Raw genomic sequence first — 11823 nt, 5'->3', positions numbered from 1 at the left:
CGCGGCTTGCGGGGGACCTTGGCGATCTGGAGACCCGAGCCCGGGCTCACGTGGGCCGCGGCGGTCAACCGGCGCCGGTCGTTGTCGTCGTTGACGCCGTCACTGTGACGCCAATAGGCTCCGAATCTTCCCGCCTACTGGCCCCGGCCACCGATGATCCCGGAGCACCCATGGCCCGCACCCGCACCCTTGCCGCGCTTGTCGCCGCGGCCGCCCTCACAGTCCCCACCGCCCTGCTCGGCTCGCCCGCCGTCGCCTCGCCAACCGAGCTCGAGCGGCGCCCGTCGCTGGCCACCGGCGAGACCGTCCCCGCACCCACCGTTACCGAGCCGGTGGCGAGCACCAGCCCGGTCGGCGACCCGAGTCACGGCTACCCGTTCCTCGCCACCGACGTCGACCTGAGCGCTGCGGGGTACGTCGAGGAGGAGTTCCTCATCTCAGGGGAGGCGACCCGCTACGCCGCCGACGGGCTGACTGACGCCACGGTCACCAGCACCGGGCACCCCTACACCACGCGCATCGTCGTCCGCCGCCCCGTAGACGCGGCCACCTCCAACGGGGTCGTCCTCGCCGAGTGGATGAATGTCTCCAACGGGTGGGACCAGGAGGTCGACTGGTTCCAGACGCACGAGCACCTGATGCGCGAGGGCTACACATGGGTCGGCGTCTCCGCCCAACGCGCCGGCGTGCACTCGGAGACCGGCCTCAAGGCGTGGAGCCCGGAGCGCTACGGCGCACTCGACCTCACTGACGGCGGCACCATCGAGGACGACTCGCTGTCCTATGACGTGTTCAGCCAGGCCGTGAAGGCCCTGCGGGACCCGGCCGGGACCGACCCGCTCGGTCCGATCGACCCCGACTACGTCATCGCGACCGGCCACTCGCAGTCCGCAGGGCGGCTTCACACGTACTACAACAGCGTCCAGCCGTTGGCCGACGTGCTCGATGCGGTCGTCCTGCACGGCGGCGGTGGGCCGGTCCGCACCGATCTCGACACCCCGCTGTTCAAGCTCAACTCCGAGGGTGACCTCGCGATCGACCTCCTCGATGCCGCTGTGCGCCAGCCGGACTCCGACACGGTGCGCACGTGGGAGGTCGCCGGCGCCTCGCACGGCGACTGGAAGCTCATCACCGACTACGGCCCGCTGCGGCTGCGTGACATCGGCACGCTGCCCGGCGGCCACCCGGGACTGCCGCAGACCTGCGATCTGCCCTCGCTCTCCCGGGTGCCCCAGCACCAGGTACAGGCCGCGGTGTACGACCACACCGTCGCCTGGGTCGCCCACGGCGTCCAGCCGCCGACAGCGGATCCGATCGAGCTCGACGACGAGGGCCAGGTGGTCCGCGACGCCCTCGGCCTCGCCGAGGGCGGCATCCGCCTCGCCGCGGTGGAAGCGCCGGTGCGAGTCAACAGCGGCGTGAACACCGGACCTGGTTTCTGCTTCCTCGACGGGAGCTCGGTGCCACTGCCCGAGGCCGTGCTCGCCGAGCTGTACCCGACAGTCGACACCTACGCCGGGGACGTCGCCGCCGCGACCGCCGATGCCGTCCAGCGCGGTTACGTGCCGATGAACGTCGCCGTCGACCAGGCGTGGTACTCCGACCTGGCTTACCTCGTGGGTGACCTGGCCGCTGAGGACCGCCTCACCGGGCCGCTCGCGACCCGGCTCGCGTCCTGGGCCGAGCTGGCCGGGGTCGCCGCCGACAACGGCCAGCGCGACGAGGCCGTCCGGCAGCTCGAGCGCATCGCCGCCGAGATCGAGAGCTCGAGCGTCGACGCCGCCGCGCGCGCGGCGCTCCTGCGCCAGGCGGAAGCTGCCCTCGCGGTTCTTGGGGCGACCGACCCTGCCTACACCCCGGCGATCACGCTCGACGACGACGAGGTCCAGGCCGGCACGAGCGTTGGCGTGGTCCTCAGCGGCTTCATGCCGGACGGGACGGTCGTCCTCACCCTCGACGGCACCGTCCTCGCCGAGGTGGAGGTCGACGACGAGGGCGCGGCCACCGCCGACGTCACCATCCCCGTGACGACGGCGGGCGGGCAGTTCGCGCTCACGGCGACGCAGGGCGCGCTGACGGTCAGCGCCCCGCTCACCGTGACCGCGGCACCGACGCCGACGCCGACGCCGACGGACACGATGTCCCCGACGCCGACGGGCACCGACTCACCCGCGCCGACCCCGGCACCCACGACCACCCCGCCCGGCGGGGGCGGGCTGCCGAGCACCGGTGCTGAGGTCGGCGCGGCGCTCCTCGCCGCGCTGGTGCTCCTCGGGACGGGTGGGGTCCTCCTGGCCCGCCGCCGGGCCGGGGCCTGACCCAGCCGACGACGACGCCCCGGGTGGTCCGACCGCCCGGGGCGTCGTTCTGCCCAGCCACCCCCGGGACGCGTCACCGTCCGCCGCGCGTCAGGCGTCTCGCCGCGCGCGTCACAGTCTCGCTGGACGCGTCACCGTCCGGCGCTGCGTCGGGCCGAGACGAGGTGGAGCGGGGCTCCCGGGCCGAGACGCCGGCGGGTGACGACCTCGAACCCGGCGGTCGCGCACGCGTCGACGACGTCCGCCGGCCGCGGCAAGGCCATCGGCGGGTCCTGAGCGTGGAGGAGGACGTCGAAGTGACGGCTGAACGGTGACTCGTCCGCCGTCGTCGTGACGACGACGAGGCGCCCGCCCGGCGCCAGCAGTTGGCGAGGGACGCGAGCAGCCTCCCCCGCTCCCCCCCGCGGACCCGGGGCGACTCCACGAGCAGACGTCACAGGAGCGTGCCGTCCCCGCAGCCCACGTCGAGGAGACGCTCCGACGCCGCGGCATCGAGCTCGTGGACGAGGGCCACCTCCGCGAGCGGGGCCATCGCGCTGGAGAGCCGGGCGATGACGTCCGCATGGTCGACGACGTCGGGCGGCCCGTCCCTCCCCGCAGCTGGTCGCCATGCCGCGATACACGTCGCCCTGAGCGGCGCCGTGCTGCGCGCGTGCGTCTCAGGCGTGCGCGGGCGGCTCCGGGGCGAAGGCGGCGTTGTGGGTGGAGACCTTCCGCGCGAGCGAGAGGTGGGACCCGAGGAACCCACCGGCGCCGACGACGACACCCGCGGCGAGACCGATCGCGACGCCCAGCCCGTGGTGGCCGCGGCGCCGGGCGAGCCACGAGCCGGTGTAGAGGCCGAGCGCCACCGAGTTGGCCGCCGCGTGCGCGACCCCCACGCGCTTGGCCCCGCCCTCGGTCGTCGCCCACTCCGCCCAGCCGGTCACCGCCGTCGGGACCGCCGCGAGCAGCCCGACGCCGACCAGCCGGCTGGCGGCCTCGCGCGAGCTCCCGGTGAGGTCGAGGATCGTCGCCGAGGTCCACGCGCCGATCGGCAGGTCCGTGAGGAGCGGGTGGAGGGCGTGCCCGAGCACCCGGCCGTGGAGCGCCCGACGGGCAGGCTCGCTCGCCACGAGCGCCTCGGCGACGGGCTCGAGGGCCTTGACCGCGGGGTCGAGGGCGTCGTTGTGCTCGAGGGCCAGCGCCGCCCGGACGAGCAGCGGCTCGCGACCTCCCCCGTGGCCGTCGTGGACGCGGGCGGGCTCGTGCGACGTCATCGCCATGGGGACCTCCGGGAGTGCGGGCGGGCTGGGTAAGAGGCAGCGTCGCCCAGTGACGTCGCAGACGCATCCGGAGGCCGGCGGCCGGGCGGCATGCGCGCCCGTGGCCGCCGGTGGTCGCGGTCTCAGCATTCCCGGGACTGATCCGTTGCCCGGACCGCAACAACCCTTGACAGCGCGGAGGGGCAGTCGGATCCTGAGACCAGTCCTCGGTCGTGTGCTGCCCCCTCCTTCCCTCAGCGCACCAGCCGATGACTCCGCGCGCTGCGCGCGGACGGGGGAACAGCAACGAAGGAGCATGCGTGATGAGGCGCACCAAGACGAGGACCCGCCCGACCCTGCTGGCGCTCGCCGCCGTCGCCGCGGTCGGCCTGGCCGGCGCGGTCCCGGCCACGGCCGACAGCCACGAGGTCGGCACGAACGTCGCCCTCGCCGCGAACGGCGGCGAGGTCACGGCGTCCGGTCAGGAGGTCGCGGGCCAGTGGGGCCCCGACCTTGCCATCGACGGCATCACGGGAGGTGTCGCCGGGCCGCAGGGCTCGCGCTGGTCCTCGAACACGGCCGACGACGCGTGGATCCAGGTGGAGCTCGCCGAGCCCACCGACGTGCACCACGTGACGGTCTACTGGGAGACGGCCTGCGCGCGCCAGTACCGCCTCCAGGTGTCGGCCGACGGCGCGGAGTGGACCGATGCGACCGACGTCGTCGAGCCCGTCTGCGGCACCCGCGACGTCCAGCTGCTCGACCTCGACGAGCCGGTCAGCTTCGTCCGGATGCAGGGCATCGACCGCACGCCCATCGATGGCACCGAGTACGGCATCTCGCTGTGGGAGCTCGAGGTCTGGGACGGGCCCGAGGCGGACCAGATCCCGCTGCCCGGCGCCATGGACCTCATCCCCCGGCCAGTGTCGCTCGAGGTCGACGAGGAGGGGGAGCCCTTCGTCCTCACGTCCGGCGCACAGATCGTCGCGGACGACGAGGCCGCGAGCGCTGGTGAGTTCCTCGCGGACATCCTGCGCCCCTCGACCGGCTACGAGCTGCCTGTCGTCGACGACTCCGACGACGGCGGGGACATCACCCTCGAGGTCGGCCCGGAGCACGCCGTCGAGGGCTACGAGGACCACCCCGAGGCGTACACGATCGACGTCGACGACGAGGGTATCGTCGTGGCCGCGACCGAGCCCCACGGCGTGTTCAACGGCGTCCAGACCCTGCGCCAGCTGTTCCCGTCCTTCGTCGAGCACGACGAGGTGACCTCGGGCCCGTGGGCCGTCCCCGCGCTGAGCGTCCTCGATGCCCCGCGGTTCGACTACCGCGGCATCATGCTCGACGTCGCGCGCAGCTTCCAGACCGTGGACGAGGTCAAGGAGTACATCGACGCCCTCGTCCAGCTGAAGATGAACCACCTCCACCTCCACCTCGCGGACGACCAGGGCTGGCGCATCGAGATCACGAACGAGGGGCGCGTCGAGGGCGACGACATCGACTACACGCGCCTCACCTCGATCTCCGGCCAGACCGCGATGACCGAGGGCGGGTACAACGACGAGCCCGGGCACACCGGGTTCTACACCCAGGAGGACTACGCCGAGATCGTCGACTACGCCGCCGAGCGGCACATCGTCATCGTCCCCGAGATCGACACGCCCGGACACACCCAGGCCGCCCTCCACGCGATCCCCCAGCTCAACACCGAGGGTGCCGCACCGGAGCCGGACCCGGAGACGGGGGTCCCGCCCGCGCACGGCACGGGCGAGGTGGGCCACTCCACCCTCGACACCCGCAACGAGGTGACGTACACGTTCCTCGAGCACGTCTGGGCCCAGATCGCGGAGATGACGCCCGGGCCCTACCTCCACATCGGCGGGGACGAGTCCCACGTCACCGAGGAGGTGGACTACATCTACTTCATGGACCGGATGATCGACATCGTCGAGGACCTCGGGAAGGAGCCGTTCGGCTGGAACGAGCTCGCGCTCGCGGACGTCCACGAGGGCAACGTCCTGCAGATGTGGAGCGCCGGCACGGCAGGGGCTGACATCGCGCCCGAGCGGGTGAACGAGAACGGCGCCCAGCTGGTCATCTCCGACGCGCCGCAGGCCTACCTCGACCAGCGGTACGACGGCGACGACCCGGGCGACCCGGACGACTCCGTCTCCCCCATCGGCCTGTCGTGGGCGTGCCGTGACAACTGCACCGTCGAGCGTTACTACGACTGGGACCCGCTGGCGCTCTTCCCCGAGGCCAACCCGGAGGGTTTCCTCGGCGTCGAGGGGCCGCTGTGGTCGGAGACGGTCCGCGGCATCGACCAGGCGCTGTGGCTCGTCCTGCCCCGGGCCGCCGCGGTGCTCGAGATCGGGTGGACCGAGCAGGAGCAGCGCCGCTTCGACAACTTCGCCGAGCGGCTCGCGTCCCTGGGCGGGCGGATGACCCTCCAGGACCACAACTTCTACGCCACGCCCCTCATCGACTGGACGGTCGACGCCGCCGGGATCGACCAGGCGATCGAGCGGGCCGGCACGGCCGCCGACATGACGCTCGGCGTCGTCACGGCGCCGGGGACCACAGCGGAGGAGATCACCGCGACGATCGACTTCGGCGACGGGAGCGACCCGGTGCCCGCGACGGTCACCGCCACCCGCGAGGGCGACGAGCTCCACGTCAACGGTGAGTACCTCCTGTCCGCCCAGCACACGTTCGCTGCTCCCGGGACGTACGCCGGCACGATCACGGCGACCGGACCCAACGGGACGGCCACCGCGCTGGTCACGTTCACGGTTGCCTACACGCCGGCGATCACGCTCGACGACGACGAGGTCGAGGCAGGGACGAGCGTCGGCGTGGTCCTCAGCGGCTTCATGCCGGACGGGACGGCCGTCCTCACCCTCGACGGCATCGTCATCGCCACGGTGGAGGTCGACGACGAGGGCGCGGCCACCACCGACGTCACCATCCCGGTGACGACGGCGGGCGGGCAGTACGCGCTCACGGCGACGCAGGGGGCCCTGGAAGTGAGTGCCCCGCTCACCGTGACCGCGGCACCCGTCCCGACGCCGACGCCGACGGACACGATGTCCCCGACGCCGACGGGCACCGACTCACCCGCACCGACGACGGCACCGACCACCCCGCCGCCCGGTGGGGGCGGCCTGCCGATCACCGGCGTCGAGACTGGCGCGGCGCTCCTCGCGGCGCTCGCCCTGCTCGGAGCGGGCCTGGTCCTCCTGGCCCGGCGCCGCACCAGCGCCTGACGCGAGGGAACGACGACGCCCCGGGTGGTCCCGCCGCCCGGGGCGTCGTGCTGCGCGTCATCCCGGGGGCGTGCTCGTCCCGGCAGGCCGCCGGGCGGAGACGAGGTAGAGCGGGTCACCCGGGGCGATGCGCCGGCGGGTGACGAGCTCGAGCCCGCCCCTCGCGCACGCGTCGACGACGTCCGCCGCTCGCGGGAGGGCCATCGGCGGGTCCTGCGCGCGGAGCAGGAGGTCGAAGTGGCGGCTGAAGGGTGAGTCGTCCGCCGTCGTCGTCACGACGACGAGACGCCCGCCCGGTGCCAGCAGACCGGCGAGGGAGGCGAGCAGCGCCACCCGCTCCGCGGGCGGGACGTAGTAGAGGACGTTGGCGAGGAGGACGAGGCCGAACGGGCCCTCGACCCTGCCGGCGCGCACCAGCGCCCCGACGTCGCCGCGCTCGACGCTCGCCCGGGCGCTCAGCCCGGCTTCGGCGAGGGCGCGCTCAGCGACGGCGGCGGTGGCGTCGTCGACCTCCACACCGACCCCGTCGGCCCCGGGCGCGTCCATGAGCAGGCGCCGCAGGTGGGTGCCGTCCCCGCAGCCGACGTCGAGGAGACGGCGCGGGCCGGCGGCGTCGACCTCTCGCGCGAGGGCCGCCTCGACGAGGGGAGCCATCGCGCTCGAGAGGCGGGCGATGACGTCGGCGTTCTCGACGACGTCGCGACGTCGCGTCCTCCCGCGCAGCTCATCGGCCATGTCGCGGTACACGTCGCCGTGGAAGCCGCCGAACGCCTCGTAGCCCGCGCGGACGACGCCGTCGTCCAGGACGGCGGCCCCGCGGCGGGTCAGCAGGTACCCGGCGGGCGTCCGCGTCACGACGCCGTGCGCGACGAGGACGCGCACGAAGGCCGTGAGCAGCTCCTCCTCGCTCGTGCCTAGCCGGGCGGCGAGGTCGGGGACGGTGCGCGGGGTCCGGAGCGCGGCCAGGACACCGCTGCGCAGGCCGGCGTGGAGGGCCGCCACCCGTAGCGCCGCCTGCCCGTCCCGGATCGCGCGCACACGCGCACCGAGGTGCCCGGCACGGGCGATCCGGACGACCGACCGCAGGGAGACGATGGCCATCGATCACTCCTCCCGACGGGGCGCGCGGGCGGTCCCCGACGGCCCCATCGTGCGCGCCCGCGGGCCGCTCGGCGAGCGCGGTGGCGCAGCGCCTCGCAGACTGTGCCCGTGAGGATGATCGGATGAGGTTGCGCAGGGTGAGCGTCGACTCCCCGGGGTTGACCCGGCGGCGGGCGGGCAAGGGGTTCGTCTACCTCGACGCGACGGGGCGGCGCATCGACGACCCCGAGGTGCTCGAGCGCTGCAAGTCGCTCGTCATCCCGCCCGCGTGGCGCGAGGTGTGGATCTGCCCCGTCCCGAACGGCCACATCCAGGCGGTCGGCACGGACGACGCCGGCCGGCGCCAGTACCTCTACCATCCGGCCTGGCGGGAGCGGCGCGACCGCGCCAAGCACGAGCACGTCCTCGCGATGGCCGGGGCGCTCCCGGCTGCCCGCGAGCGCGCCGCGGTCGACCTGACCCGCCCCGGCATGCCCCGCGAGAAGGCGCTCGCCGTGGCGTTCACCCTCCTCGACCGGGGGTTCTTCCGGGTGGGGAGCGAGGCGTACACGGAGCAGAACGGCAGCTTCGGCCTCGCCACGATCCGTAAGGAGCACGTCCGGATCCGCCGGGACGGCACCATCGAGTTCGACTACATCGCCAAGTCCGGCCAGCGCCGCCAGCTCGTCCTCGAGGCGGACGCGGACCTGCGCGCCCCCATCGCCACCCTCCGGCGCCGCCGGGGCGGGGGCGAGGAGCTGCTCGCCTACCGCCGCTCACGCCAGTGGTTCGACATCACGAGCGGGGACATCAACGCCCACGTCAAGGAGCTCCTCGGTCCCGACTCGAGCGCGAAGGACTTCCGTACGTGGCACGGCACCGTCCTCGCGGCGCTCGCCCTCGGGCGTGCCGAGCACGCCTCCTCCGCCCGCAAGCGCGCCAAGGTGGTGCGCGCCGCCGTCGTCGAGGTGTCCGAGAACCTCGGCAACACCCCCACCGTGTGCCGCGCCTCCTACATCGACCCGCAGGTCATCGAACGGTACGAGCGCGGGGAGACCGTCCCGCGCGAGCTCGCCGAGCGCGCGGCGCAGCCGGTCCCGATGTCCGACACCGAGCGGGCCGCGGTGGAGCGAGAGGTGCTCGCGCTCCTCGCCTGAGACGTCGCCCGGGCCTCGCCGGACCGCTGGGGCCGGGCGGCAACGGCACCTGCGCGGGCACCGTCGTCGCGCCGCCGTCCGCTTGCCGGGACGGTCACCGGCGTTCGTTGACACTCTTCCGCGCCCCTGGATAGCGTGAGGTGCTTCACAAAGGCGTGGAGCACCTGAGCACCAGGCGGGCGCCACGGACGGGCGGCCGGGTCACCAACGACGCGGCCAGGCGGCGGTCGAGGCAGGCTCGCTCGAGGTGACCGCCGACGCCTCGCGCGACGGTGACGTCGTCACGGGCTCGACGACCGCCGCGTACGGGGCGCACTCCTGCCCGTGAGGCGTCGTGGCGCCGTTGTCGCACCGCGCGCCCGCACGGTCAGCGGTTCCGGTGCCGCCGGAAGGAGACGGGCTCCTCGACGAGCGGCTCCCAGGCCGCGCGCTCGTCGTCGGTGAGCCGGCGCGGGCGGCCGGTGCCGGAGTCGACGAGGACGATCGTCGTCATCGCGCGCGCGGCGACGCCGTCGGGACCCGGGATCTCGTAGCAGACGTCGATGCTCGCGCCGCCCATGCGGGCGACCCACATCTGCACGTGGAGGGGCTGCAGGCTGTACGGCAGCGGCGCGAGGTACTCGATCTCCTGGTGTGCGATGAACGTCGCGGTGGCCGCCCCGGGGCCGGCGTCGAGGAGCTTGCCGCCGCTGTCGCCGGTGCCAGGCTCCGTGGCGACAGGCCCACCAGTGCCGGGCTCGCCCGCCGTGGACTGCCCCGCAGCCTCGTCCTGCGACGCGGGATCCCCGGGCCGGGGCGCCCAGAACGCCGCGATGCGCGCCTCCTCGAGGAGGGTGAGCATCGCGGCGTTGTTGACGTGGCCGTACCCGTCGATGTCGGACCAGCGGAGCTGGACCGGGATGGTCAGTCGTGCCACGGCAGGCGCCCGCTCAGTCGCGGGTGAGCTTGCGGTACGTGACCCGGTGCGGACGCGCGGCGTCCGCGCCGAGGCGCTCGGTCTTGTTCTCCTCGTAGGAGGCGAAGTTTCCCTCGAACCAGTACCAGCTCGACGGGTTCTCCTCGGTGCCCTCCCAGGCGAGGATGTGCGTCGCGACGCGGTCGAGGAACCACCGGTCGTGAGAGACGACGACGGCGCAGCCCGGGAACTCGAGCAGCGCGTTCTCGAGGGAGCCGAGGGTCTCGACGTCGAGGTCGTTCGTGGGCTCGTCGAGCAGGAGGAGGTTCCCGCCCTGCTTGAGGGTGAGCGCGAGGTTGAGGCGGTTGCGCTCACCGCCGGAGAGGACGCCGGCCGGCTTCTGCTGGTCCGGGCCCTTGAACCCGAACGCCGCGACGTACGCGCGCGAGGGCATCTCGACGTTGCCGACCTGGATGTAGTCGAGCCCGTCGGAGACGACCTCCCACAGGGTCTTCTTCGGGTCGATGCCGCCGCGGGACTGGTCGACGTAGGAGATCTTCACGGTCTCGCCGACCGTGAGGTCACCGGCGTCGAGCGGCTCGAGGCCGACGATCGTCTTGAAGAGCGTCGTCTTGCCGACGCCGTTCGGGCCGATGACGCCGACGATGCCGTTGCGGGGCAGCGTGAAGGACAGGCCGTCGATGAGCGTGCGCCCGTCGAAGCCCTTGTTGAGGTTCTTCGCGTCGATGACGACCGAGCCCAGGCGCGGACCCGGCGGGATCTGGATCTCCTCGAAGTCGAGCTTGCGGGTGCGCTCGGCCTCCGTGGCCATCTCCTCGTAGCGCGCCAGGCGCGCCTTCGACTTGGCCTGACGGCCCTTCGCGCTCGAACGGACCCACTCGAGCTCGTCCTTGAGGCGCTTGGCGAGCTTGGCGTCCTTCTTGCCCTGGACCGCCATGCGCGCCTGCTTCTTCTCCAGGTACGTGGAGTAGTTGCCCTCGTAGGGGTAGAGGCGCCCGCGGTCGACCTCGGCGATCCACTCCGCGACGTGGTCGAGGAAGTACCGGTCGTGGGTGACGGCGATGACGGCGCCGGGGTACTTGGCGAGGTGCTGCTCGAGCCAGAGCACGCTCTCGGCGTCGAGGTGGTTCGTCGGCTCGTCGAGGAGGAGCAGGTCCGGTGCCTCGAGGAGGAGCTTGCACAGCGCGACGCGGCGGCGCTCACCACCGGAGAGGACGGAGACGTCCGCGTCCGGCGGCGGGCAGCGCAGGGCGTCCATCGCCTGCTCGAGCTGGGCGTCGAGGTCCCAGGCGTTCGCCGCGTCGATGGCGGTCTGGAGCGTGCCCATCTCCGCCATGAGCGCGTCGAAGTCGGCGTCCGGGTCGGCCATGAGCTCACCGATCTCGTTGAACCGGTTGAGCTTGGCCTTGATCTCCGCGACGCCTTCCTCGACGTTGCCGAGGACGGTCTTCTCCTCGTTGAGCGGCGGCTCCTGGAGGAGGATCCCCACGGAGTAGCCCGGCGACAGCCGCGCCTCCCCGTTGGACGCCTGCTCGAGACCGGCCATGATCTTGAGGATCGTCGACTTACCGGCACCGTTCGGGCCGACCATGCCGATCTTTGCCCCGGGCAGGAACGCCATCGTGACGTCGTCGAGGATGACCTTCTCGCCGTGCGCCTTGCGCGCCTTGACCATCGAGTAGATGTACTCGGCCACAACTCTCCCTGTGCGATCGGGTTCGGCCGAGAATCCTCGGCCGTTCAACCTCCCAGGGTAGGACACCCTGCCGCCCGCTGGACCGCACTGTGTCCGACCCCACGCACCGGGCGGTGCGCAAGGCGCCGAAGCACGAGGACCCG

The 11823-nt window shown here is 73.1% G+C and carries 8 protein-coding genes; 3 read left to right on the top strand and 5 right to left on the bottom strand.

Annotated features, from left to right (window positions below; translation table 11 throughout):
* Positions 1–170 precede the first annotated feature (170 nt).
* Positions 171–2318: an alpha/beta hydrolase domain-containing protein gene (locus V2J63_RS10420; RefSeq protein ID WP_331230971.1), complete on the top strand. Its 2148-nt coding sequence runs from the start codon at positions 171–173 to the stop codon at positions 2316–2318.
* 131 nt (positions 2319–2449) lie between these two features.
* Here the strand turns inward: V2J63_RS10420 and V2J63_RS10415 are convergent, their stop codons facing one another.
* Complete coding sequence (locus V2J63_RS10415) at positions 2450–2581, bottom strand: hypothetical protein (protein ID WP_331230970.1); 132 nt, start codon at positions 2579–2581, stop codon at positions 2450–2452.
* A gap of 396 nt (positions 2582–2977) precedes the next feature.
* Positions 2978–3583, bottom strand: coding sequence for a DUF2231 domain-containing protein (locus tag V2J63_RS10410; RefSeq protein ID WP_331230969.1), 606 nt, complete (start codon positions 3581–3583; stop codon positions 2978–2980).
* 302 nt (positions 3584–3885) lie between these two features.
* Here V2J63_RS10410 and V2J63_RS10405 point away from each other — a divergent pair, with 302 nt between their 5' ends.
* A complete protein-coding gene (locus tag V2J63_RS10405; protein WP_331230968.1) occupies positions 3886–6831 on the top strand; it encodes a family 20 glycosylhydrolase in 2946 nt (981 codons plus the stop codon).
* Positions 6832–6888: 57 nt separating this feature from the next.
* On the opposite strand, the gene V2J63_RS10400 is transcribed toward V2J63_RS10405, so the two are convergent.
* Positions 6889–7932: an SAM-dependent methyltransferase gene (locus tag V2J63_RS10400; RefSeq protein WP_331230967.1), complete on the bottom strand. Its 1044-nt coding sequence runs from the start codon at positions 7930–7932 to the stop codon at positions 6889–6891.
* A 122-nt stretch (positions 7933–8054) separates the two neighbouring features.
* Between V2J63_RS10400 and V2J63_RS10395 the strand changes: the two genes are divergently transcribed.
* Positions 8055–9068, top strand: a complete 1014-nt coding sequence (locus tag V2J63_RS10395) for a DNA topoisomerase IB (protein WP_331230966.1) — start codon at positions 8055–8057, stop codon at positions 9066–9068.
* A gap of 367 nt (positions 9069–9435) precedes the next feature.
* On the opposite strand, the gene V2J63_RS10390 is transcribed toward V2J63_RS10395, so the two are convergent.
* The gene (locus V2J63_RS10390) at positions 9436–9984 is read right to left on the bottom strand and encodes an acyl-CoA thioesterase (RefSeq protein ID WP_331230965.1); all 549 of its coding nucleotides are present in this window, start codon (positions 9982–9984) and stop codon (positions 9436–9438) included.
* A gap of 13 nt (positions 9985–9997) precedes the next feature.
* Positions 9998–11680: an energy-dependent translational throttle protein EttA gene (gene ettA / locus V2J63_RS10385; protein WP_331230964.1), complete on the bottom strand. Its 1683-nt coding sequence runs from the start codon at positions 11678–11680 to the stop codon at positions 9998–10000.
* Positions 11681–11823 lie beyond the last annotated feature (143 nt).

This window comes from Georgenia wangjunii (assembly GCF_036421975.1).
GTDB lineage: Bacteria > Actinomycetota > Actinomycetes > Actinomycetales > Actinomycetaceae > Georgenia_A > Georgenia_A wangjunii.
Note: the sequence above shows the minus strand (reverse complement) of the source record. Positions and strands in the feature narration are given on the sequence as shown.